At 46.8% G+C, this 22,725-nt stretch carries 21 protein-coding genes; 9 read left to right on the top strand and 12 right to left on the bottom strand.

Features of this window, described 5'->3' with window-relative positions; translation table 11 throughout:
- Positions 1-18: 18 nt before the first annotated feature.
- Positions 19-894, bottom strand: coding sequence for a LysR family transcriptional regulator (locus tag MF542_RS09920; protein WP_247018663.1), 876 nt, complete (start codon positions 892-894; stop codon positions 19-21).
- Between the two features lie 125 nt (positions 895-1,019).
- Here MF542_RS09920 and MF542_RS09915 point away from each other — a divergent pair, with 125 nt between their 5' ends.
- From MF542_RS09915 to MF542_RS09890, 6 genes are all read left to right on the top strand, one after another.
- On the top strand, positions 1,020-2,627 hold the full coding sequence (locus tag MF542_RS09915) for a carboxyl transferase domain-containing protein (protein WP_247018659.1): 1,608 nt from the start codon (positions 1,020-1,022) through the stop codon (positions 2,625-2,627).
- 9 nt (positions 2,628-2,636) lie between these two features.
- Positions 2,637-3,443 carry an enoyl-CoA hydratase/isomerase family protein gene (locus tag MF542_RS09910; RefSeq protein WP_247018657.1) on the top strand — a complete coding sequence of 269 codons (807 nt, stop codon included), beginning with the start codon at positions 2,637-2,639 and terminating at the stop codon, positions 3,441-3,443.
- Positions 3,440-5,446, top strand: coding sequence for an acetyl/propionyl/methylcrotonyl-CoA carboxylase subunit alpha (locus MF542_RS09905; protein WP_247018655.1), 2,007 nt, complete (start codon positions 3,440-3,442; stop codon positions 5,444-5,446). The genes MF542_RS09910 and MF542_RS09905 overlap by 4 nt, the downstream gene beginning before the upstream one ends.
- 23 nt (positions 5,447-5,469) lie before the next feature.
- The gene (locus tag MF542_RS09900; protein WP_247018653.1) at positions 5,470-6,636 is read left to right on the top strand and encodes an isovaleryl-CoA dehydrogenase; all 1,167 of its coding nucleotides are present in this window, start codon (positions 5,470-5,472) and stop codon (positions 6,634-6,636) included.
- Between the two features lie 381 nt (positions 6,637-7,017).
- Positions 7,018-8,142: a Glu/Leu/Phe/Val family dehydrogenase gene (locus MF542_RS09895; protein ID WP_247018651.1), complete on the top strand. Its 1,125-nt coding sequence runs from the start codon at positions 7,018-7,020 to the stop codon at positions 8,140-8,142.
- Between the two features lie 146 nt (positions 8,143-8,288).
- A complete protein-coding gene (locus MF542_RS09890; protein WP_247018650.1) occupies positions 8,289-8,645 on the top strand; it encodes a CZB domain-containing protein in 357 nt (118 codons plus the stop codon).
- Between the two features lie 71 nt (positions 8,646-8,716).
- On the opposite strand, the gene phhA is transcribed toward MF542_RS09890, so the two are convergent.
- Genes phhA through hppD form a run of 5 tightly spaced genes read right to left on the bottom strand, consistent with a single transcriptional unit; the run spans position 8,717 to position 13,010 of the window.
- Positions 8,717-9,598, bottom strand: coding sequence for a phenylalanine 4-monooxygenase (phhA, locus tag MF542_RS09885; RefSeq protein ID WP_247018648.1), 882 nt, complete (start codon positions 9,596-9,598; stop codon positions 8,717-8,719).
- A gap of 20 nt (positions 9,599-9,618) precedes the next feature.
- Positions 9,619-10,269, bottom strand: a complete 651-nt coding sequence (gene maiA / locus MF542_RS09880) for a maleylacetoacetate isomerase (protein ID WP_247018646.1) — start codon at positions 10,267-10,269, stop codon at positions 9,619-9,621.
- A gap of 5 nt (positions 10,270-10,274) precedes the next feature.
- On the bottom strand, positions 10,275-11,282 hold the full coding sequence (locus MF542_RS09875) for a fumarylacetoacetate hydrolase family protein (RefSeq protein WP_247018644.1): 1,008 nt from the start codon (positions 11,280-11,282) through the stop codon (positions 10,275-10,277).
- A gap of 36 nt (positions 11,283-11,318) precedes the next feature.
- Entirely contained in the window at positions 11,319-11,867 is a 549-nt protein-coding gene (locus MF542_RS09870) for a VOC family protein (RefSeq protein ID WP_247018642.1), read from the bottom strand.
- A gap of 54 nt (positions 11,868-11,921) precedes the next feature.
- Positions 11,922-13,010 (bottom strand): 4-hydroxyphenylpyruvate dioxygenase, encoded by a 1,089-nt coding sequence (gene hppD, locus MF542_RS09865; RefSeq protein WP_247018640.1) that lies wholly within the window; start codon positions 13,008-13,010, stop codon positions 11,922-11,924.
- A 125-nt stretch (positions 13,011-13,135) separates the two neighbouring features.
- On the opposite strand from hppD, the gene MF542_RS09860 reads away from it, so the two are divergent.
- On the top strand, positions 13,136-13,588 hold the full coding sequence (locus tag MF542_RS09860; protein WP_247018638.1) for a MarR family winged helix-turn-helix transcriptional regulator: 453 nt from the start codon (positions 13,136-13,138) through the stop codon (positions 13,586-13,588).
- An 11-nt stretch (positions 13,589-13,599) separates the two neighbouring features.
- On the opposite strand, the gene MF542_RS09855 is transcribed toward MF542_RS09860, so the two are convergent.
- Both MF542_RS09855 and ald read right to left on the bottom strand, forming a co-directional pair.
- The gene (locus MF542_RS09855; protein ID WP_247018636.1) at positions 13,600-14,559 is read right to left on the bottom strand and encodes an asparaginase; all 960 of its coding nucleotides are present in this window, start codon (positions 14,557-14,559) and stop codon (positions 13,600-13,602) included.
- Positions 14,560-14,592: 33 nt separating this feature from the next.
- A complete protein-coding gene (gene ald / locus MF542_RS09850) occupies positions 14,593-15,711 on the bottom strand; it encodes an alanine dehydrogenase (protein ID WP_247018634.1) in 1,119 nt (372 codons plus the stop codon).
- Between the two features lie 165 nt (positions 15,712-15,876).
- Here ald and MF542_RS09845 point away from each other — a divergent pair, with 165 nt between their 5' ends.
- Positions 15,877-16,344, top strand: a complete 468-nt coding sequence (locus MF542_RS09845) for an Lrp/AsnC family transcriptional regulator (protein WP_247018632.1) — start codon at positions 15,877-15,879, stop codon at positions 16,342-16,344.
- On the opposite strand, the gene MF542_RS09840 is transcribed toward MF542_RS09845, so the two are convergent.
- The 3 genes from MF542_RS09840 to MF542_RS09830 all read right to left on the bottom strand — a co-directional run bounded on the left by MF542_RS09840 (position 16,341) and on the right by MF542_RS09830 (position 19,793).
- Positions 16,341-16,760 (bottom strand): disulfide bond formation protein B, encoded by a 420-nt coding sequence (locus MF542_RS09840; RefSeq protein ID WP_247018630.1) that lies wholly within the window; start codon positions 16,758-16,760, stop codon positions 16,341-16,343. The two genes, MF542_RS09845 and MF542_RS09840, sit on opposite strands and share 4 nt — an antisense overlap.
- A 95-nt stretch (positions 16,761-16,855) precedes the next feature.
- Positions 16,856-17,854, bottom strand: a complete 999-nt coding sequence (locus MF542_RS09835) for a cysteine synthase A (RefSeq protein ID WP_247018629.1) — start codon at positions 17,852-17,854, stop codon at positions 16,856-16,858.
- Between the two features lie 175 nt (positions 17,855-18,029).
- Positions 18,030-19,793 (bottom strand): DUF885 domain-containing protein, encoded by a 1,764-nt coding sequence (locus MF542_RS09830; RefSeq protein ID WP_247018627.1) that lies wholly within the window; start codon positions 19,791-19,793, stop codon positions 18,030-18,032.
- A gap of 86 nt (positions 19,794-19,879) precedes the next feature.
- Here MF542_RS09830 and MF542_RS09825 point away from each other — a divergent pair, with 86 nt between their 5' ends.
- Positions 19,880-20,881, top strand: coding sequence for an isoaspartyl peptidase/L-asparaginase family protein (locus MF542_RS09825; protein ID WP_247018625.1), 1,002 nt, complete (start codon positions 19,880-19,882; stop codon positions 20,879-20,881).
- 41 nt (positions 20,882-20,922) lie between these two features.
- Here MF542_RS09825 and MF542_RS09820 read toward each other — a convergent pair whose 3' ends face one another.
- Entirely contained in the window at positions 20,923-22,671 is a 1,749-nt protein-coding gene (locus tag MF542_RS09820; protein WP_247018623.1) for an ATP-binding protein, read from the bottom strand.
- Positions 22,672-22,725 lie beyond the last annotated feature (54 nt).

Below are 22,725 nucleotides of genomic sequence, written 5' to 3'. Positions count from 1 at the left end.
ACCGGCCCTTCGGTAATTTTATGAATTACCCCAATTATTTGCGATAAAGTCTTCAAAAGCCGCTCCCACAGTCTCAAACCCCGTAGGCAGCTTGTAGGAAGGCTTGAAGAGTGCAAGCCTCCGTGTGTAATCAAAGCCCTTTAATTTACAGGCATGAACCCTTTCATCAACAAGGCTTTCAGGAACTACTGTACCGCCAATTCCCGCTGCAGCCATTGCAAGTGCGCGGCTGTCATTCGGCGTTCGGTACACAAGCCTTGGCCTTACATTACGGTCAGTAAAATATCTGCTGGTTTCCGAAAGAACTTCGCAGCGGCTCCGCACAATCATATAATCTTCCGCTAAATCTTCTGCTGAGATTACAGCTTTACCAGCGAGTTTATGATCAGGCGGTAAGACAAAACGGTATTCTTCAGTTTTCAGCGGAATTGCCTTCTCCTCATTCTCACCTCGATGCAGCGAAAGCGCATAGTCAAGGCTTCTATCATCAAGCCTATTTGCTAATTCCTGCTCAGTACCATCCGTAAGCTCAATAGCCACATGGGGCATGACCTTTCTAAAGCCGGTAAGAAGCGTCCCTACTGCTCTATTGGATAAGGTAATTAAGACACCTAATCTAAGTACTGGTGCTGTTTCAGCTTCCTCCAGAACCTGCATAGCCATATTACATTCGTGCAAAATCGCTTTAGCACGAGGCAAAAAACGCGTACCCGCATCGGTTAGAAAAACACGCCTGTTTGAACGTTCAAACAACACATGCCCCACCTGCCCTTCAAGCTTTTTAATACCCGCAGAAAGTGTTGGTTGCGTAACGAAAACCCGGTCGGCAGCACGCGTAAAGCTGCCAGTTTCAACCACCGCTAAGAAGTACCGAAGTAAATACAAATCCATCATAGACAAAATCTATCAATTACATTTTCAACATCAATTTTACCAATACCACGCGTAAAGGTAAAATGCCACCAATCCAATTGATAAACCCGGTGGAGCCAACATCCGTAGGCTGGGAGTAACCGAATATGACCATTCTTCATTCCACTATAGTGGTAGGAAGCGAAACTTTTGCGGAAAACGCTGCGCACATGCAGGCGCAGGTGGATGACCTTCGCGAAAAATGTGAGAAAATTGCCCTCGGCGGACCCGAACGTGCCCGTGAAAAGCACTTAGCGCGCGGTAAGCTATTGCCAAGAGATCGCGTAAATACGCTTCTTGATCCCGGCACATCTTTCCTAGAGCTATCCCAGCTTGCAGCCTACGGCATGTATGATGCTGATATCGCAGCAGCTGGTGTGATCGCCGGCATTGGTCGTGTTTCCGGCGTTGAATGTATGATCGTATGTAATGATGCCACTGTTAAGGGCGGCACTTACTATCCGCTCACAGTAAAGAAGCACCTTCGCGCGCAGGAAATCGCCAAAGAAAACCGCCTTCCATGTATTTATCTGGTGGATAGTGGCGGCGCGAACCTCCCTAATCAGGATGAAGTGTTCCCAGACCGTGATCATTTTGGTCGTATCTTCTATAACCAAGCCAATATGTCTGCGATGGGTATCCCGCAAATCGCGGTGGTTATGGGCAGCTGTACTGCGGGCGGTGCTTATGTACCTGCGATGGCCGATGAAAGTATTATCGTGCAGAACCAAGGCACGATTTTCCTTGGCGGCCCTCCTCTCGTGAAAGCTGCAACCGGTGAAGTTGTTAGTGCTGAAGACCTTGGTGGTGGTGACGTGCACGCCCGCACATCTGGTGTTGTGGATCATTTGGCAAAAGATGATTATCATGCACTGTCAATCGCACGTCAGATTGTAGCTGATTTGAACCATAAAAAGCCTGAACCGCTTGAGCGCCGCGATACTGTTGAGCCGCTTTATGCACCAGAAGAAATTTACGGTGTTGTACCAAAAGACACACGCCAGCCATATGATGTACGCGAAATTATCGCTCGTATCGTAGACGGCAGTGAATTCAACGAATTTAAAAAGTTATACGGTGAAACGCTTGTTTGCGGCTTCGCGCACATCCACGGTTATCCGGTAGGTATCGTTGCAAATAATGGCGTGCTCTTTTCTGAAAGCGCACTTAAAGGCGCTCACTTTGTAGAGCTTTGCGCGCAGCGCGGTATCCCGCTTGTATTCTTGCAGAACATCACCGGTTTTATGGTTGGTCAGAAATATGAAAATGGCGGTATCGCCCGTGATGGCGCCAAAATGGTAACTGCCGTTGCTTGCGCAAACGTTCCAAAGTTCACAATCCTTATCGGCGGCAGCTTCGGTGCGGGTAACTACGGCATGTGTGGCCGTTCATACCAACCACGCTTTATGTGGATGTGGCCAAACGCCCGTATTTCTGTGATGGGCGGCGAACAAGCAGCAAACGTACTGGCAACAGTGAAACGTGACGGCATGGAAGCTCGCGGTCAGGAATGGTCCGCAGATGAAGAAGAAGGCTTCAAAGCGCCAATCCGCGATATGTATGAAGAGCAAGGTCACCCGTATTATGCTTCTGCCCGCCTATGGGACGACGGTGTGATTGATCCTGCTGATACGCGCCGCGTTCTCGGTATGGCCCTATCTGCCACGCAAAATGCCCCAGCTGAGCCGACCAAGTTCGGCGTGTTCAGAATGTAGGGGGATATAATGGTAGATACACTTCTTACATCCATTGAAGATAATGGTGTTGCAACAGTTACCCTTAATCGAGCTGATGTACACAATGCCTTTAATGATGATCTGATCTGGGAACTAAATAACGCTTTTAAAACACTCGGCGAAAACCCTGATGTACGCGCGATTATCCTGACAGGCGGCGGTAAAAGCTTTTCTGCGGGCGCAGACCTTAACTGGATGAAAGCCGCAGCTTCTTATACGGAAGAGCAAAACCAGCGCGATGCGATGAACCTTTCTGGCATGCTCGCAACCCTGAATAACTGCCCAAAACCAACTATTGCAATCGTGAACGGTGCAACATTTGGTGGCGGTGTTGGGCTTGTGAGCTGCTGTGACATGGCGATTGCTGTTGAAAGCGCCAAATTTTCTCTTTCAGAAGTACGCTTAGGACTAACTCCCGCAACCATTTCACCGTACGTGGTGGCAGCCATTGGTGAACGCCACGCACGCCGCTACTTCCTTACAGCTGAACGCTTTGACGCTGCGAAAGCGCAGGAAATTGGTCTTGTTCACGAACTGGCGCCTTCCCTTCAGGAAGCTTTCAGCCTTGCAAACGTATTGGTCAAAAACATCCTTGGCGGCGCCCCTACTGCTCAGGCGGAAGCGAAAGACCTGATCAATTTTGTAAAAGGCAAAGAAATTACCGAGGAACTGCGTACGAATACTGCGGAGCGTATAGCTGCCCGCCGCGCAAGCGAGGAAGGCAAAGAAGGCCTTTCCGCATTCCTTGAAAAACGTAAACCAAGCTGGATTAAAGATAAGGGCGAAGACGCATGAGCCGTAAAATTGCAAAATTGCTAATCGCAAACCGTGGTGAAATTGCCTGCCGTGTGATGGCAACCTGCCAAAAGATGGGCATTAAAACTGTTGCTGTTTACTCAGAAGCGGATAAAGACGCAATGCACCGCCACATGGCTGATGAAGCTGTATTTATCGGCCCAGCCGCCGCGAGCGAAAGCTATCTGATTGCAGATAAAATTATTGAAGCAGCCAAGCGCACAGGCGCTGATGCCGTACATCCTGGCTATGGTTTCTTATCAGAGAACCCTGAGTTCGCAGAAACTTGCGAAAAGAACGATATAATCTTCGTTGGTCCTTCTGCCGCTTCTATGCGCGCAATGGCGCTCAAGGGTGCCGCCAAAAAACTGATGGAAGATGCTGATGTTCCGGTGGTGCCAGGTTATCACGGCGATGATCAATCCCTTGAAACGCTAACTGCTGAGGCCAACCGCATTGGCTACCCTGTGCTTATCAAGGCTGTTGCCGGCGGCGGCGGTAAGGGAATGCGCATGGTATACGGCGCAGATGAGATTGAAGCTGGTATTGAAGCCGCGCGCCGCGAAGGTGAGAACTCTTTCGGTAACGGCAAGCTCCTTATTGAAAAACTAATCCTAAAACCACGGCACATTGAAGTGCAGGTATTCGGTGATGCTGACGGCAATGCGGTTCACCTGTTTGAACGTGACTGTAGCCTTCAGCGCCGCCACCAGAAAGTTGTGGAAGAAGCCCCTGCCCCAGGCATGACAGACAGCATGCGTGCGAAAATGGGCGAGGCAGCTGTGAAAGCCGCTGAAGCCATCAATTACACAGGTGCAGGTACCGTTGAATTTATCGCCGATGTTTCAAACGGGCTTGATGAAAACAGCTTCTATTTCATGGAAATGAATACAAGGCTGCAAGTTGAGCACCCGGTGACTGAAATGATCACAGGCCTTGATCTTGTTGAATGGCAGATCATGGTTGCCGAAGGCCAAGCCCTACCTCTAGCGCAGGATGAAATTGACCTTGCTGTCGATGGTCACGCTGTTGAAGTACGCCTTTATGCGGAAGACCCATATAATGACTTCCTGCCGTCGATTGGACGCGTTGGTATGTTTGATCCGTACGCAGAAACGGCCTTCGGCGCACGCATTGATGCAGGCGTACAAGACGGTGACAGTGTAAGCATTCACTATGACCCAATGATCGGTAAGCTGATCGCATGGGGTGAAAACCGTCTTGAGGCTATTGAGGCACTAGAGCGTCTTGTCGCTGAAACACCAGTTACAGGCCTTGTAACCAACCGTGATTTCCTTGGTAAATGCTTAGCTCACGTGGATTTCAAGGCAGGTGATGTACACACAGGTTTCATTGAAGAATATGCGGATACCCTGCTGAAACCTTATGAAGTTACCGCTGAAGATTATGCGGTGGCAACTGCCGCTATTCTTGCTGCACGCCAAAACCGTATGCCAGCGGATGACCCTTGGGCATCGGGTGATACATTCCGCTTGAATATGCCGCGCACAGAAGAGCTTTGGTTCGATGATGCAGAAGGTGAAATGGTGACGGCTACCATCAATCACACTGCGCCAAACCTGAGCATTACGGTTCTTGGCCAGGAGTTTGATCTAGCCTCCTTCGAATTAAACGAAGGCACGCTGTTCTATACATTGGACGGTCTTAGCACACAGCTGTTCACTGAGGTAACAGATGCTACCGTTACCTTTATCAAAGGTTCGAGCACTATCAAAATCGCTCGCCACGCTCGTGATGGCGGTGCTGATGATGATGCAGACGGACCGGGCACAATAGTAGCGCCAATGCCTGGTAAGATGCTTGAAATCAAAGTTACTGATGGTGAAACCGTTGAAAAAGGTCAACCTCTTCTCGTGATGGAAGCCATGAAAATGGAACAGACCATCAATGCCCCAAGAGACGGCGTTGTATCTGGCCTCAGCCTGAAGGCTGGTGATCAAGTTACAGACGGCACCGTGCTTCTAACAATAACAGACGAATAAAAACACCACATAGGGATAGTCTCATGTTTGAGTTTCCACATCTTAAATTTAACCACGGCGAAGAAATGGAAATGCTTCGCGAAACTGTTGCACGTTTTGCAGCAGATGAAATTGCGCCGCGTGCTGCTGAAATTGATGAAACCAATGTTTTTCCAGCTGATCTTTGGCAGAAAATGGGTGAACTTGGTCTTCTCGGCATGACAGCCCCCGAAGAATATGGCGGCACAAACATGGGCTATTTGGCACATGTGATCGCAATGGAAGAGATTAGCCGTGCCAGTGCTTCTGTAGGCCTTAGCTACGGTGCGCATTCAAATCTTTGTATTAACCAAATTACGAAAAATGCCAGTGAAGAGCAGAAAGCCAAATACCTGCCAAAGCTGATTTCCGGTGAATATGTTGGTGCGCTTGCCATGTCGGAACCAGGCGCTGGTTCAGATGTTGTGTCCATGCGCCTGAAAGCAGACCGTAAAAACGATGGTTATGTGCTGAACGGTAATAAAATGTGGATCACAAACGGTCCTGATGCAGATGTTTTGATGGTTTACGCAAAAACCGATGCGGATGCAGGCTCTCGCGGTATTACAGCCTTCATGATTGAAAAAGGTATGGAAGGTTTCAGCACTGCACAGAAACTGGATAAACTTGGTATGCGCGGCTCTAACACATGTGAGCTTGTATTTGAAGATTGCTTCGTGCCGTTTGAAAACCGTGTTGGTGAAGAAGGTGACGGCGTTAAAATCCTGATGTCTGGCCTTGATTACGAACGTGTTGTGCTTTCCGGCGGCCCTCTCGGCATTATGCGCGCTTGCCTTGATACTGTGATCCCTTATGTGCATGAACGTCAGCAATTCGGTAAACCAATCGGCACTTTCCAGCTTATGCAAGGTAAAATCGCTGATATGTATACTGCATGGGGTTCAGCTCGCGCTTATGTTTACGCTGTAGCCAGTGCATGTGACCGCGGTGAAACAACCCGTAAAGATGCTGCGGCTTGTATTCTCTACGCATCTGAGAATGCAACAAAGATGGCTGGTGAAGCGATCCAGTCCCTTGGCGGTAATGGTTATATCAATGAATATTCCACAGGGCGTTTGTGGCGCGATGCCAAACTTTATGAAATTGGTGCCGGCACTAATGAGATCCGCCGTATGCTGATTGGCCGCGAACTATTTGGCGAAACAGTATAATTAAAGTTTACGCTACGTAAACCTGAACTAATCGCGCCAAGGCGCTCTGTGCCTTGGCTTTTTCTTTGCGGTAGATTATGCACAGATAGTTTTTGTTCACATATTTCAAAAATGAACATAAAAACTATCATTTCATTGCTTAAATTTTGAATCTTCGAAAGCTCATTTCGCGTGAATGGTGCCATAATCCCCCGCAATACATGAGAGGCTAAAAGCAGCTCACGTACTCAGGTTAAAGCATTCAGTCTGGTTCTTGTTAGAAAGCTTTGCCTGCAACATAGGAATAAAAGAAGCCCCATCAGACCAGATGATAAAGAGTTCTTATGCTTCTTTTGGTATCGAGTATTTGCTCGGGATATTATTGGGAAGAGGATAATCGTAATGCCCGTTTTTGATTCGCGCAGTTTTAAAAACCACGAACAAGTTGTTTTCTGTGCAGACGAAGCAACAGGCCTTAACGCGATCATCGCAGTTCACTCAACAGCGCTTGGCCCTGCAACAGGTGGTACACGCTTTTGGGATTATGCTGCAGCACACCGCAAAGTAGCTCCTATTGATGTAGCGGAAGCACGCGGTGAACAAGATGCAATTTATGACGTACTTCGCCTTTCACGCGGTATGTCTTTCAAAAATGCAATGGCTGGCCTTCGCCTTGGCGGTGGTAAGTCTGTTATCATCGGTAACCCTAAAGAACTTGGCACAGCTGACCTTATGCGTGCTTTTGGCCGTATGGTGAACCGCCTTGGCGGTACTTACTATGCTGCGGAAGATGTTGGTACAAACACTGATATGCTTGGTGCTGCATCAGAAGCAACAAACTTCGTTTGTGGTCTAGACGGTGGTGAATTCGGTACTGGTGATCCATCTCCGCACACTGCTCTTGGTGTATTCACTGGTATTCAGGCTGCTGTTAAACACAAGCTTGGAACAGATAGCCTTAACGGTGTAAGCGTTGCTGTACAGGGTGTTGGGCACGTTGGTCAGTATCTTGTTGGTCATCTTCTTAAAGCTGGCGCTAAAGTTACTGTGACAGATATTGTTGATGCAAACATCGAAGCTGTTAAGGCAATGGGTGATGTAACTGTTGTTGGTACTGACGGTATCCACGCCCTTGATGTTGATGTATTCGCACCATGTGCTCTTGGTGGTGGTTTGAACCCTAAGACAATCGACGATATTAAAGCGAAAATCATTGCAGGTGCTGCAAACAACCAGCTTGAAACTGAAGGCGTTGAAGACGAAGAGCTGCGCAAGCGCGGTATTCTTTACGCACCAGATTATGTAATCAACGCTGGTGGTATTATTTCTGTTGAATCAGAAGTTTACAAAGAGAAGCTTGATGAAGCTGCTCGTGAAGAAAAAGTACTTCGCATTGGCGAAACACTTACAAAAATCTTCCAGGCAAGTGACGCTGAAGCACGTCCAACTGGTATCATCGCCAACGAAATGGCTGAAGATATCATTCGCCGCGCTAACGAAGAAAAATTGGCAGCTGCTGCTGAATAAGCAACAACTCCTTTAAACTCAAGAAGCCCTCACCATTCGGTGGGGGCTTTTTTGTTGGCAAATACATAGTTCTTTAAGCAATCCAAATTAAACTTCTTTGTGAGTTGTGTCTAGTGAACCGTAAACCCCACCACTGGAGTTCCCTCATGAAAACAGAAGAAGTACTTGATAAAGGATTTGTCGCTCATTCAAACGTAAAAGCGCGTCTCAAACGCATTATTGCTGGCGAAGAAGAAGCTGCGCCAGAAAGTGTACGTGCCGACAACAAATGTATTGTTGGCGAGTGGATATATGGCCCGGGCAGCGAGTTCTCCGACACTGAAGAATATAAAAAGCTAAAGTCTATTCACGCAGACTTCCACGAAGAAGCCTATCAGGCGTTAATGTTACATAAGAAAGGTGATACGAGCGCCGCGCAAGATTATGTGGAAACAGGGCCTTTTGAAGATAAATCGCGAGAGATTAAAACCGCACTATTTGCGATGAAAAAAGCAGCGCAGTAATCTTGAAACAGAAAAAGGGCTGCCTCAATGAGACAGCCCAGTCCAGCCCAATATTATTGTTGTTATTAGTGTTATGAAGCTTGTTTAGCGTGGCGGCCACCGGCCTTGGCATAGGCCTGTGTGCCTTCATGGTGCACATCATCGCTAGCTGCAATTTCTTCAACGCTGTAAACTTTATCTTCTTTTATGAGCGCATCATAAAGCGGACCAAAATCCTGATATGTAGATTCAAGCAGTTCTTCAAAACTGTTGATCACCCAATATGTCTGTTGGAAATCATCGATGATATAGTCCGTCTGCATAAGGCGCTTAAGGTCAAACATAATCCGGTTCGGGCTCTCGTCCTCAAGGCAATAGATACTCTCGGACTTGGAACTGAGAATGCCTGCACCATAAATGCGCATACCTTCATCTGTTTTGATAAGGCCAAATTCCACAGTGTACCAATAAAGGCGCGCGAGGTTTTTAAGAACACCCTGCCCCATAGCACGTTGGCCGCCCTTACCGTAAGCTTCCATATAATCTGCAAACACTGGGTTCGCTAGAAGCGGCACGTGACCATACACATCATGGAACACATCTGGTTCCTGCAAGTAATCCAACTGCTCTTCACTGCGGATAAAATTACCTGCCGGGAAACGGCGGTTTGCCAAATGATCAAAGAAAACCTCATCCGGCACCAAATCAGGCACAGCAACCACACGCCAACCGGTTAGCTTCTCAAGACGGTCTGAAAGATCATCAAAGTTTGGAATGCCGCTTTTGGAAAGCTCAAGTTTTTCAATGCCTTCCATAAATTCCTTACACGCCCGGCCCGGAAGAAGCGCATTCTGGCGCGCATAAAGACGGTCCCACCTATCATGCTCTTCAGGGGTGAAATGCTCCCAGTTCTGATCAACAGTATAATCTTCGTTAACCTCAACTTCACGGCCTAGCCTTGTTTTAATAAGCATGTCTTCACTCCGTCTAACTGTTACTTCGGTGTGTCCGGTTGATTTTCTGGTGCAGCATCAATGAAAGCTTTAAGTTCATTACATGCTGCTTCAATACGAGTAAGTGTCGGGAATGCTTTAAGCGGGGTATTAAACCGGCGTGCATTCCAGATTTGCGGTATCAGATACACATCTGCGAGCGTTGGTGTATCTCCAAAACAGAACTTGCCTGTTTGCTCGCTCTCAGAAAGCATTTTTTCAAGCGCTGTAAAGCCTTCAATGATCCAGTGATGATACCATAAATTCGCCGCTTCTTCATCGGCTCCCAACTGTCCCTTGATGCGCATCAGCACAGAAAGGTTATTGAGCGGATGAATATCACAGCCAATCAGGCTGGCGATTTGGCGCACGCGAGCACGCCCTTCTTTGTCCGCGGGCAGCAGAGGCACACTATCGTATGCCTCCTCAAGATATTCCAGAATAGCTGGTGACTGGGAAAGCCCCATCTCACCATCAACAAAGTAAGGCACCCGCCCCTGCGGATTCATTGCTTTATAATCGTCTGATTGGTGTTCACTTACACCTGGTTTGAGATTGATGCTCGCATGCTCATACTCAAGCCCCTTAAGGTTAAGCGCAATACGAACCCGGTAAGCGGCAGACGATCTGAAATATCCATATAGCTTGCGCATGTGGCTTAGCCTTTCACCACAGTTTGCTCAATAGCACCAAAGATAGATGCGCCGTCTTTATCGAACATTTCGATGCGAACTTTATCACCGAAAGACATAAAGTTTGTGCTTGGTGAGCCGTTCATGATTGTCTCAATCATACGGATTTCCGCAATACAGCTATATCCAACACCACCTTCTGAAACTGGTTTACCTGGGCCGCCATCAAGCTTGTTGGAAACTGTACCAGAACCAACAACAGCACCGGCACCCAGAGGCCGCGTTTTCGCAGCGTGTGAAACAAGCTTCGCGAAATCGAATGTCATGTCTACACCAGCTTCAGGTTTACCGAACATGTCGCCATTCAGGTGAGAAACAAGCGGCAGGTGTACCTTGTTCTCTACCCAAGCATCGCCTAATTCATCCGGAGTGATACACACCGGACTAAAAGCGCTTGATGGCTTTGACTGGAAGAAACCAAAACCTTTTGCCAGTTCACCTGGAATAAGGCCACGAAGGGATACATCATTCACCAGCATCAAAAGCTTGATGTGCGATCCTGCATCTTCATGGCTCACGCCAAGCGATACATCATTCGTGATAACAGCAATTTCTGCTTCAAAATCAACGCCCCAACCATCTGTAGTTGGGAATACGATATCTTCACGTGGGCCAAGGAATGTATCTGAACCACCCTGATACATCAGAGGGTCTGTCCAGAATGTTTCAGGCATTTCAGCATTGCGTGCTTTGCGAACAAGCTCAACATGGTTCACATATGCGGAACCATCAGCCCACTGGTAAGCGCGCGGCAGTGGCGATGCACAATCTTCCTCACGGAATGATTCGCCTTCAATCGCACCTGAATTCAGGCTTTCGTATAAACCACGAAGACGCGGTAATACCGCATCCCAATCATCAATCGCAGCCTGCATTGTTGGCGCAACCTCTGCCGCAGATGTCATGCGTTTCAGGTCGCGGGATACAACAACCAGTTTGCCGTCACGGCCTTCATTAAGTGAAGCTAATTTCATTGGTATCTTCCCTTAGAATTCTTTTTATCAAACAGCTTATTCTTCGTGTGGTTTGAACTCACCGCGTCCATGAACCCAATCGGCATGGTTTGGTGCTTTTTTAGTTCTAGACCATTCTTCCAGCATTTCGGGTGCAACTCGTTTCAATTCTTTGTGCATACCCGGCTTTGCCGTATTAGCTGCGAGTTCCAGCCTGTGGCCGTTTGGATCGAAGAAGTAAATAGATTTGAAAATCGTATGGTCCGTAGGCCCCAAAACATCTATGCCAGCTGCCTCAAGGCTTTCTTTAGCAGCAAGAAGCGCATCCATATCTTCTACTTGGAACGCAATATGCTGCACCCATTCTGGTGTGTTACCGTCACGGCCCATCTCTGGCTGTTCTGGTAGCTCGAAGAACGCAAGTACATTGCCGTTACCAGCATCAAGGAACAAATGCATATATGGATCATAAGCGCCGGTTGAAGGCACATGGTCCTCCGCAATCGCCAGCTGGAAATCCATATTCATATGCTTTTGGTAAAATTCAACTGTCTCTTTTGCGTCCTTACAGCGGTAAGCAACGTGGTGAATACCTTGCAGTTTCATTTTGTGGCCCTTTCAAACAAGAAACCCCGGCGCCTGAGCACCGGGGTGAACTAATTACTCAGCAGCGTTACCTGTATCTAGAACACCGCGCGCAATCTGATCGCGCTCGATAGACTCGAACAGCGCTTTAAAGTTACCTTCGCCGAAGCCATCATCTTCTTTACGTTGAATGAACTCGAAGAATACAGGGCCAAGTACTGTTTCTGAGAAAATCTGTAAGAGTAGACGAGGCTCACCACCTTCTGTTGTACCATCAAGAAGGATACCACGTGCCTGCAGTTCATCTGTTGGCTCACCGTGACCAGGAAGGCGCTCTTCGAGCATCTCATAATAAGTTGTTGGAGGCGCTGTCATAAACTTAACGCCGTTAGCTTTCAGGCGGTCCCAACATTCAATCAGGTTATCACATGAGAATGCGATGTGCTGAATGCCTTCACCGTTGTATGCCATCAAGAATTCTTCGATCTGACCGCTACCACCAGCTGCTTCTTCATTCAGTGGAATACGGATTTTACCGTCAGGTGCTGTCATCGCCTTGGAAACAAGACCTGTATATTCGCCTTTAATATCGAAGTAGCGGATTTCTTTGAAGTTAAACAGCTTCTCATAGAAATCAGCCCAATAAGCCATACGGCCGCGGTACACATTATGTGTTAGGTGGTCAATTACATTGAAGCCACAACCAACCGGGTTACGGTCAACGCCTTCAATCCACTCAAAATCGATATCATAAATTGTCTGACCTTCTTCAAAACGATCAACCAGATAAAGTGGCGCACCACCAATACCCTTAATCGCAGGTAGACGAAGCTCCATTGGCCCTGTAGGCACTTCAACTGGTTGAGCACCAAGTTCAAGAAGTTTGTTATAAGCAAAGTGTGCGTCTTTAACGCGGAACGCCATACCACACGCTGATGGACCGTGCTCTTCCGCATAATAGTGTGCAGGGCTCTTTGGTTCATAGTTTGTGATAAAGTTAATACCGCCCTGACGCCAAAGTGAAGCATCCTTCGAACGGTGGTTCGCAACCTTTGTGAAGCCCATTGCTTCGAAAAGCGGCTCGATAATGCCCTTTTCTGGTGCTGTAAATTCTACGAATTCAAATCCGCATAGGCCCATTGGATTTTCAAAAAGATCTGACATGACTCCACAACTCCTCCAGTGGCATGTAGAAAGGGATTCGGTGTTTGGTTAAAAACACCTTTGAATTAAGTTGCGATCATATTAGTTACAAACGAAACTAATTGCAAGAACAGCATGAGGCCGTAATGGAAAAAAAGCAAAATGGTGCGTTATATCTGGGCGAATTTCTACCTTACCGTTTGTCGGTTTTGTCGAACCGAATAAGCCAGGGAATTGCCGCTCAATATGAAGAACGCTTCCAATTAAGCCTTCCAGAATGGCGCGTTATGGCTGTTGTCGGCGAAGAACCTGAATTATCTGCCGGACAGGTTGCTGACCGAACTGCAATGGATAAAGTAGCTGTATCGAGGGCGGTGAATAAACTTATTGATGCAGGGCGCCTGGAACGTAAATTTTCACCGGAAGATAAGCGCCGCTCGGTGCTAACGCTTTCAGACTCGGGCATCGAGATTTACAAGCAAGTTGTTCCAATCGCCCTTAATTACGAAGCGGACATCATCGAAAAGCTATCGGATAATGAATTTAACACCTTAAATTCACTCCTAATGAAACTTGAAGCAATCCAGCTCAAAACATAGAAAAAGGAAGCTTAGCCAAGCTTCCTTACCGCCTCAATAAAGCGTGCTTTTGCTGTTCCTGCATTTTCTGCAAGCAGCAACGATAGAAGGATACGGGCCTTACGGCCTTTTAGGTATCCAGAAGGCAAAAGCCCTCTGTTAAGCAAATCGATTTCTGCGCCTTTATAACCGTATGAGTTTTCAAGAACAGGTCCTTCAGTGATCCGTGTCGAGAGCACTACCGGCATTTCGCTTGCCAATTCTGCCGCAGCATCAGCCCAAGCCTCAGGCAAATGCCCTGCCCCAAAAGCTTCAATTACCATTCCCTTAAAACCAAGATCAGGCGCCTTTTCTATAAAAACAGGCTCCAAATCCAGTGCAGCACTCACTAGCGCCACTGATTCTGGTTCACAAAATTCAATATCCGCGATTGGCTCAATCGCCCGTAATGTGCGAACCTCGCCCTCAATTATGCGGGCTACAGGGCCAAATCCGCGGGAAACAAAAGCCGAAACCTCTGCCGTATGTTCTTTTGCTACAAGCGCAGGATCATGAATTTCCGTGTTCATCAAAAGTGAAACACCGTTCACTTCACCGCTGGCAGCCGCCAGCACCGCATTATAGAGATTAGAGGGTCCATCAGCGCCCGGCTGATTTGGTGTACGCATGGCACCTGTGAAAATAAGCGGTTTATCACCTTTATAAAGAAGGCTTGCGAGGAAAGATGTCTCTTCGAGCGTATCTGTACCTTGCGTAATAACCACACCATTACAGTCAGCAGCCTCAGCGCGCCTGCACACATCATATATCTGCTGAAAACTCAGGTTGGCACTGCCAACTGCAGCCAAGGTTTCGGCTTGGATTTCTGCAATATCAGTGAGAGAAGGCACTGCATCCACAAGGGATTTTGCATCAAGTGAAGGCACAACCCCGGCGGTTCCCGGGGTCATGGCAATTGTTCCGCCAAGGGCGAAAACTTGTATGAGCGGCATCTTTTCCATGCCGCCCTTGTAGCTTATTTTCCGTTACGCGCCAATAACTTCTAGTGCAGGCACATAATCAAGGTTCTGATCACGAGCAACAGCTTCATATGTGATCTTACCTTCACAAACATTTAGACCTTCTAGAAGGTGCTTGTCGTCTTTAAGCGCCTGTTTCCAGCCTTTGTTAGCGATTGCTACCGCATGCGGAAGCGTTGCGTTATTAAGTGCCAGCGTAGATGTACGCGCCACGCCGCCCGGCATGTTAGCCACACAGTAATGCACCACACCGTCAACATTATATGTTGGCTCTTCGTGTGTTGTGGCTTTTGATGTTTCGAAACAACCACCTTGGTCAATCGCCACATCAACAAGCACGCTACCGCGAGGCATACGAGAGATCATTTCGCGTGTCACAAGCTTCGGTGCAGCGGCACCCGGAATAAGAACCGCACCAACTGTAAGGTCAGATGTAAGAACCGCCTCTTCAACAGCATCCTGTGTTGAGTAAACAGTTTTCACAGAACCTTTAAAGATATCATCAAGCTGCTGCATACGACGGATTGAACGGTCAAGGATAGTTACATCAGCACCCATACCAACAGCCATGCGAGCGGCGTTTGTACCAACAACGCCACCACCAATAATCGCAACTTTTGCAGGAGCAACGCCAGGCACGCCACCAAGAAGCATACCACGGCCACCTTGGCTCATTTCAAGGGCATGTGCACCAGCCTGAATAGACATACGGCCAGCAACTTCTGACATTGGCGCAAGCAGTGGCAGACCACCGAAATCATCTGTTACAGTTTCGTAAGCGATAGCAATAGCGCCTGATTTGATAAGGCCCTGTGTTTGAACTGGGTCTGGAGCCAGGTGAAGGTATGTATAAAGAATCTGACCTGGGCGAAGCATTTCGCACTCAACAGGCTGTGGCTCTTTTACTTTTACAATCATGTCAGCTTTTGCGAAAATTTCAGCCGCTGTTTCGATGATTGTTGCACCAACAGCTTCATACATTTCGTTACTGAAGCCAATTTCAAAACCTGCATTATGCTGAACAATCACTTCATGACCGTTCATAATAAGTTCACGTACAGATGCTGGTGTTAGACCTACACGGTATTCACGGTTTTTAATTTCCTTAGGAACGCCAACTAGCATTACCCACCTCCAAATTACTCAATTTAACTGACTAAGCTTCCCGCTTGAATTCGTGATGCAAACTTATAGAAAAAGCCTCGCAATGTCCTTGCAAAGGCAATCACAATTTATTAAAATTTTGCAAGATATTACGAATAAATGAAAGTTATATGCAAGATTTCACCAATGATAAAACTAGATAAGATTGATCATGCGATTTTGGACACACTCCAAAAGCAAGGAAAACTCTCAAATGTTGAGTTGGCAGAAATTGTTGGCCTTTCTGAATCCGCCTGTTTGAGGCGCGTTAAAAACCTTCACGAAAAAGGTGTAGTAACCCACTATGCTGCACACCTGGATGCAAAGGCTATCGGCCTACCTGGCACTGTATTTGTTCGGGTATCGCTGGAAAAACAGCAGGAAGAGCGCCTAAATGCATTCGAAGAAGCTGTAAAAGATGTACCAGAAGTAATGGAATGTTACCTGATGGGCGGCGATGTAGACTATATGATCCGCGTGGTCGTGAAAGACGCGCCAGATTATGAGCGCGTCCACAATATTCTCACTCGTCTGCCCGGTGTTGCTCGGGTTCATTCAAGCTTTGCCTTGCGCACAGTGCTTAAGCGCACAAGGCTACCGCTCCAGAAAAGTTAGTCTTCAGTTTCTTCAGTTTTAACGGGCTCTTTTGAATACAGCAGACAAACAAGCGCTGTAATGATGAAAAGTGCGCACCCTGACAGCAGAAAAGAATCGATATAAATACGTTCATTAAACTCAAACGTTCCTGCGGATATCTTCTTCCAACCGTTAAAATGCTGCATAGAAGCAACCACTGCACCCAGGAAACCAACAACAGCACCAATATATCTGAGTATCCAGTGCCGTGGGTTCGGCATGATCAGCAAAACTCCCAAAAGACCAATAACAGTTCGCTGCGTGCGGCAGTATGGACACACATAAACAGCACCTGAAAGATCACTCCACCAAGCAACAATACTGATAGCAATAGCGATAAAGCCGATTAAACGCAGACGACTGGAATAAGTCTCTAAGTCAAATAAATGCTGCATTTCATTTCCCTCAATGAATACATGAAAGCGTTATACAATAACTATTCACGAAGGAAATGAAATGTAAATCTGTAATTAGTTATAGGAAATTTTACTTATAACCATCCCGGAACAGGCAAATTCTTACTACGTAAGAACTCAGGGTTAAACATTTTTGACTGATATCGAAGGCCGCTATCACAAAGAAGCGTTACAATCGTATGACCTGGGCCCATCTCACGTGCGAGCTTAATAGCGCCAGCCACATTGATGCCAGACGATGATCCAACACACAGGCCTTCCTTCTTCAAAAGATCAAAAGCAATGGGAAGGGCTTCATCATCAGGAATTTGGAAGGCATGATCAACAGGTGCTCCATCCACATTAGCCGTAATACGGCCCTGCCCGATACCTTCTGTGATTGAGCTACCTTCTGATTTCAACTCACCTGTTTTAAAGTAGCTATACATCGCAGCCCCCATAGGGTCAGCAAGGCCAATCTGAATATCTTTATTAAATTCCTTAAGGCCAATGCCTGTACCCGCAAGCGAACCACCAGAACCAATAGCAGTGATGAAACCATCAACCTTACCATCAGTCTGTGCCCAGATTTCGCGAGCTGTTGTTTTAATATGCGCTTCACGGTTTGCCACATTGTCAAACTGGTTTGCCCAGATAACACCGTGCTGCTCAGAACCAGCCAATTCTTCAGCGAGGCGTTTCGCCACTTTTTGGAAGTTATTTGGATTTGAATAAGGTGCAGCTGGTACAAGTTTCAGCTCGGCTCCCATAACACGCAAGGTATCGATCTTTTCCTGAGACTGAGTTTCAGGCATCACAATCAAGGTTCTGTAACCTTTTGCATTTGCAACTACAGAAAGCCCAATTCCTGTATTACCGGCGGTTCCTTCAACGATCAAACCACCTGGTTCTAGAAGGCCTTTTTTTTCGGCCTCCTCTACAATATTCAGCGCAGGGCGATCTTTTAGTGAACCTCCAGGGTTTGCATACTCCGCCTTACCAAGAATGGTACAACCCGTTAGCTCTGATGCATATTTGAGCTTGATAAGCGGGGTATTACCAATGGCAGCGATTGCACTTGTTTGGTCAGACATAAAAATCTCCGGGGTCACAAAAAAACTCTATGTGGGCACCCCTCTCATATTTTCAATGCATTATTCAACTAATAAAAATGTTATATGGAAATATTTTTCTAACAAATCAGAAAATTAATCTATTCAGAATCGAAAAGGCGGCTGATGCCACCTTTTCCAAACGATAAGCGATATGCTACTCGGCTGTTGCCTTTGCAATCCAGCGGTCAATACGTCTTTCAAGCAGATATAGCGGAATACCACCAGCTGCCATTACCTGATCATGGAAATCACGTACATCGAACTTATCACCTAATGCTTTGGTAGCGCGGGCGCGAAGTTCCAGGATTTTCAGCTCACCCATTTTATACGCAAGTGCCTGACCGGGCCAAGAAATATAGCGATCCACTTCAGCACGGATATTATGCTTCGAAAGCGCCGAATTTTCTTCCAGAAGTTTAATAGCCTGTGCCCGTGTCCAACCTTTTGCATGCATGCCCGTATCAACAACAAGGCGACAAGCACGCCACATCTCATAACTTAAGCGGCCAAAATGATCATAAGGTGTTTCATATACCCCGATCTCAATACCCAGCTTTTCTGAGTACAGCCCCCAACCTTCACCGTATGCATGCGGATACATGCCAAGGCGGAATTCAGGTACGTTCTCGAGTTCAAGCGATAGCGCTGTTTGCGTATGGTGGCCTGGTGCACCCTCATGAAGTGTCAGTGCAGCAAGGGTATAAAGTGGGCGCTTATCAAGGGCATATGTGTTTACCCAGTAATATCCGCCGCGCGGTGCATCAAGTTCCGCTCCAACATAGCGGCCTGTTGTATAGTTTGGTGCCAAGCTCGCAGGAACAGCTTCAACACCATAAGGCTGACGTGGTTGCTTATTGAAGAATGCAGGCATTCGGCCATCAATAATTTTGGCATAATAGCTGGCATGCATTAACAGCTCTTTTGGTGTTTTGACATAGAACTGCGGATCTGTGCGCAGGAATTCAAGGAATTCAGCAAACGTGCCTTCAAACTTCACATCTTTGATAATTTGTTCCATCTCAGCACGGATACGCTCCACTTCACGAAGGCCCAGTTCATGCACTTCATCAGCCGAGATATCAACGGTGGTATAAAACTTCACCATATCTTCATAGTAAGCTCGGCCCCCCGTTTTTTTACTGGCTGCAATCTCTGTTGTCGCATTCGGGTAATAAACTTCACGCATATATTTTGCGAGATCCCTATACGCAGCAATAACCTTATTTTCGATAATGTCCTTTGCTTTCGCCCTCAGTTCGTTTTTTTCTGCTTCATTTAATACGCGGGACATTTCCTTGAAAGGTGTATAAAAACTGCTGCTCTCTGCATTATCAGCAACGAGGGCATCAAAGGTTGGCAACAAACCATCCAGCACCACCTGCGGCATGGTAAAGTTTTCATCCAAACCTTTCTGAAGGTTCTGGCGGTTTTCTTCCAGATAGTTTGGCAAATCCTCTAACTGGGAAAGATACGCGTTATAATCTTCAACCAATTTAAAGTTTATATTACGGTACATTCGCGCAGGCGCAGTATGAAAGCCACTATCTGCATATAGCGGCATCCGCCAGGCATCATGTTTGTTAAACACCAAATAGCTGTTCAAGTGATACCGCATCAGTTCTGCATTTAATCGGTCAGCTTCATTCAGCGTACCCAGATCAATTTTATCTAACTCAGCCAAAAGGGCGGTCCATGCCTGGGTTCTGCGCCGCTGGTCGGCTTCACTTTCACCTCGCATTTCATACGCTAATTTACGCGGAGCATCCTTTGGGCCCGTACCCGGGTTTTCCGCATAATGGATTTCACGCTCTTTATTGATAATGGCTTGAAGTGCCGCATTTTCCGCATCCTGTGCAGAAATGCCCATGCTTAATAAACCGCAGCCAGCCAGCAACGCAGTTTTTAAAAGTGCCCGCATTCTGAGTTCCCCCTCATTATTGAAAGCTATTGTGTTTTTTCAAACGATGCTCGACAATTAAGGTGCTGTCAAATGGAGGGACACGTATGTGGGTTAAAATATTTTCAATAGTAGCATTACTTTTGTTTGTTTCTTATGAGGGGTTCGCAAAAGCTGAACGCCCTGAATATATCATGGTTATCCACGGAGGCGCTGGAAACATTACACCAGAACGCCTAACTAAAGAACGTGAAGCGAAAATCCATGCTAAACTTAACGAAGCCCTTCTGGCCGGTGAAGCCATCCTTAAAAATGGTGGCAGTTCAATGGATGCCATCACCGCAACGATCAAAATCCTGGAAAATTCTCCGCTCTTCAATGCGGGCCGAGGAGCTGTGTTTGCAGCAAATGGCAAAAATGAGCTCGATAGCAGCATTATGGACGGTAAAACCTTGAATACAGGTGCTGTATCTGGTGTCCGGAATATCAAGAACCCTATCGCACTCGCACGTGCGGTTATGGAAAAATCCGTTCATGTGATGATGCAGGGAAAAGGCGCTGAAAAATTCGCAAAAAAACACGATATCGAGCGCGCACCTGATAGTTATTTCCGCACCGATGTTCGCTGGCAGCAACTTTTGCGCGCTAAAGCCAATGAAAAAGCACAACTTGATAATCCTGTAGATTACAAATTCGGTACAGTTGGTGCTGTTGCACTTGATAAACACGGCAATATTGCCGCAGGTACTTCCACTGGCGGCATGACAAATAAATCCCATGGCCGTGTAGGCGATAGCCCAATCATAGGCGCTGGTACATACGCCAACAATGAAAGCTGCGGCGTATCAGGCACAGGGCACGGTGAGTATTTTATTCGTGCAACTGTCGCTCGCAACATCTGTGCGATGATGGAATATGGCGGTAAATCCCTAAAGGAAGCCGCTGACGCTGTAGTTATGAAGCAACTGGTAGAAATGGGTGGCAATGGCGGTATTATCGCCGTTGATAAGGACGGCAATTATGCCCTCACCTTTAATTCAGCAGGCATGTACAGAGGGGTGGTCGCCAGCAACAAGCCAGCAACGACCGTACTTTATAGCTCAAAATAATTCAGAATAAAAAAGGCAGAGTATCAACTCTGCCTTTTCTTTTAGCCTAATTCTTCCAATAGAGAAGACAAAGGATCATCCTTCTTCTCTATCAGTTCTTCCTTGATGCTAATTTCTTTTACTGGTTTAGGAGCCACTGGTTTCTCAGTTTTTTCCAAAGCAAATGTATGGATCTCTTCGCCCAACACTGTGTTCATCACCGTTAACAGGCGCCCTTTATTCACAGGCTTGGTAACAACATCTTCCATTCCTGCCGCTTTAAATTTCTCTAACTGCTCAGGGAAAGCATCTGCGGTACAGCCAACAATCGGGATTTTAGCTTTATCACCATCCATTGCACGGATCCATTTGGTGGCATCAATACCGCCAAGAACCGGCATATGAATATCCATAAGGATCATATCAAAATCTTGGTTTTCTGCTTCGCTACATGCTTCTGCGCCATTAGAGACTACCATGACATCGTGACCAATTTTTCCAAGCATACTGGCAAGAATTTTCTGATTAATCACATTATCATCAACCACGAGAATTTTAAGTTTCTTGCTGATTGCAACACTTGAAATTGTGACAGCTTGATTGAGTTCGTTATCAGCAGGTAAATCATCGACAGAGCCAGCCTTACACTTAAAGGTAAACCAGAAAGTGGAGCCCGCGAGCTCCTTGCTCTCTACGTTAATTTCACCGCCAAGCAAGGTCACCAATTGTTTACAGATCGCCAGACCAAGACCTGTTCCACCAAATCGGCGTGTTGTTGAGGCATCTGCCTGCATAAACTTCTGGAACAGCTTCTTCTGCGCTTCTTCAGAAATACCAATACCGGTATCTGTTACAGAAACTTTGATAGTATGTTCGCCGTGCACAGTATTTACGTGCTCAGCATTAATTTCGACCTTCCCAACTTCAGTGAATTTAATGGCATTCCCAAGCAGGTTAAAAAGAATTTGCCGGAGGCGCGTTGGGTCAGAAATAATAACTTCGGGAATCTTATTGGAAAAATTCCAGATGACGTCGAGGCTTTTTTCCTGAGCCTTTGAACCAAGGAACTGCACAGCATCAGCAATAACCCAATCCAGCCTTGTGCCTTGATAATCCAGTTCAACCTTACCCGCTTCAAGCTTAGAGATATCAAGGATATCATTAATTACCGCCAGCAGGCTTTGGCCAGATTGTTGTAGTGTTTCCGCGAAATAGCGCTGATTTTCATCAAGCCCTGTATCCGATAGCAGGTCGATCATGCCTATAACACCATTAAGCGGTGTTCTGATCTCATGGCTCATCGTGGCTAGGAATTCTGATTTAGCAATATTCGCTGTTTCCGCAGCATCGCGAGCTTTTGAAAGCTCGTTCGCAAGTTTAGCAAAAGCTTCTCGCTGCTCTTTCAGAACAGCTTCATTCCGGCGCTTATCCTGCACTACTTGTTGAAGATTTTGTTCGATTTCAGAAAATTCTATCAACCGGGCCTTTGAGCGTACCGCGGCTTCTTTCACTGCATTTAATGCTTCATGAAGGTCGGGCCTATCGGCTAATTCTAAATCCTCGGAAGCTTCGTGGGAAAAATCCCCCTCAAGATATGCAGCGATTGCATCAAGGAAAGCCCGTTCAGGGCGCACAGTAAAGCGTTCAAGCACCATCTGCACCAGAACACCAGACAAACTACCAACAAGGCCAGCGGCAAGAGCGGGCAAATACCCCAACATTTCTCCACTAACCAAAAAGAATGCGAGCGCAGCACTCAATACACCCGAAAGCCCTGCGACCCAAGGAATTGCTCGTAAAACTCGTTTCATAACACCCAAGTATTAAATTAATCAGCTTGAGACTACGGTTTAAATGTTAACGAA

The sequence above is a fragment of the Kordiimonas laminariae genome, from assembly GCF_023008165.1.
GTDB lineage: Bacteria > Pseudomonadota > Alphaproteobacteria > Sphingomonadales > Kordiimonadaceae > Kordiimonas > Kordiimonas laminariae.
Note: the sequence above shows the minus strand (reverse complement) of the source record. Positions and strands in the feature narration are given on the sequence as shown.

Excerpts from the sequence above, each read along its gene's own strand:
- MF542_RS09915 (WP_247018659.1), top strand. The coding sequence starts at position 1,020 with ATGACCATTCTTCATTCCACTATAGTGGTAGGAAGCGAAACTTTTGCG.
- ald (WP_247018634.1), bottom strand. The coding sequence starts at position 15,711 with ATGCTAGTTGGCGTTCCTAAGGAAATTAAAAACCGTGAATACCGTGTA.
- MF542_RS09875 (WP_247018644.1), bottom strand. The coding sequence starts at position 11,282 with ATGAAATTAGCTTCACTTAATGAAGGCCGTGACGGCAAACTGGTTGTT.
- MF542_RS09895 (WP_247018651.1), top strand. The coding sequence starts at position 7,018 with ATGCCCGTTTTTGATTCGCGCAGTTTTAAAAACCACGAACAAGTTGTT.
- MF542_RS09820 (WP_247018623.1), bottom strand. The coding sequence starts at position 22,671 with ATGAAACGAGTTTTACGAGCAATTCCTTGGGTCGCAGGGCTTTCGGGT.
- MF542_RS09835 (WP_247018629.1), bottom strand. The coding sequence starts at position 17,854 with ATGTCTGACCAAACAAGTGCAATCGCTGCCATTGGTAATACCCCGCTT.
- phhA (WP_247018648.1), bottom strand. The coding sequence starts at position 9,598 with ATGCTTATTAAAACAAGGCTAGGCCGTGAAGTTGAGGTTAACGAAGAT.
- MF542_RS09870 (WP_247018642.1), bottom strand. The coding sequence starts at position 11,867 with ATGAAACTGCAAGGTATTCACCACGTTGCTTACCGCTGTAAGGACGCA.
- maiA (WP_247018646.1), bottom strand. The coding sequence starts at position 10,269 with ATGCGCAAGCTATATGGATATTTCAGATCGTCTGCCGCTTACCGGGTT.
- MF542_RS09860 (WP_247018638.1), top strand. The coding sequence starts at position 13,136 with ATGGAAAAAAAGCAAAATGGTGCGTTATATCTGGGCGAATTTCTACCT.
- MF542_RS09830 (WP_247018627.1), bottom strand. The coding sequence starts at position 19,793 with ATGCGGGCACTTTTAAAAACTGCGTTGCTGGCTGGCTGCGGTTTATTA.
- MF542_RS09825 (WP_247018625.1), top strand. The coding sequence starts at position 19,880 with ATGTGGGTTAAAATATTTTCAATAGTAGCATTACTTTTGTTTGTTTCT.
- MF542_RS09840 (WP_247018630.1), bottom strand. The coding sequence starts at position 16,760 with ATGCAGCATTTATTTGACTTAGAGACTTATTCCAGTCGTCTGCGTTTA.
- MF542_RS09890 (WP_247018650.1), top strand. The coding sequence starts at position 8,289 with ATGAAAACAGAAGAAGTACTTGATAAAGGATTTGTCGCTCATTCAAAC.
- MF542_RS09920 (WP_247018663.1), bottom strand. The coding sequence starts at position 894 with ATGATGGATTTGTATTTACTTCGGTACTTCTTAGCGGTGGTTGAAACT.
- MF542_RS09855 (WP_247018636.1), bottom strand. The coding sequence starts at position 14,559 with ATGCCGCTCATACAAGTTTTCGCCCTTGGCGGAACAATTGCCATGACC.
- MF542_RS09905 (WP_247018655.1), top strand. The coding sequence starts at position 3,440 with ATGAGCCGTAAAATTGCAAAATTGCTAATCGCAAACCGTGGTGAAATT.
- MF542_RS09845 (WP_247018632.1), top strand. The coding sequence starts at position 15,877 with ATGATAAAACTAGATAAGATTGATCATGCGATTTTGGACACACTCCAA.
- MF542_RS09900 (WP_247018653.1), top strand. The coding sequence starts at position 5,470 with ATGTTTGAGTTTCCACATCTTAAATTTAACCACGGCGAAGAAATGGAA.
- MF542_RS09910 (WP_247018657.1), top strand. The coding sequence starts at position 2,637 with ATGGTAGATACACTTCTTACATCCATTGAAGATAATGGTGTTGCAACA.
- hppD (WP_247018640.1), bottom strand. The coding sequence starts at position 13,010 with ATGTCAGATCTTTTTGAAAATCCAATGGGCCTATGCGGATTTGAATTC.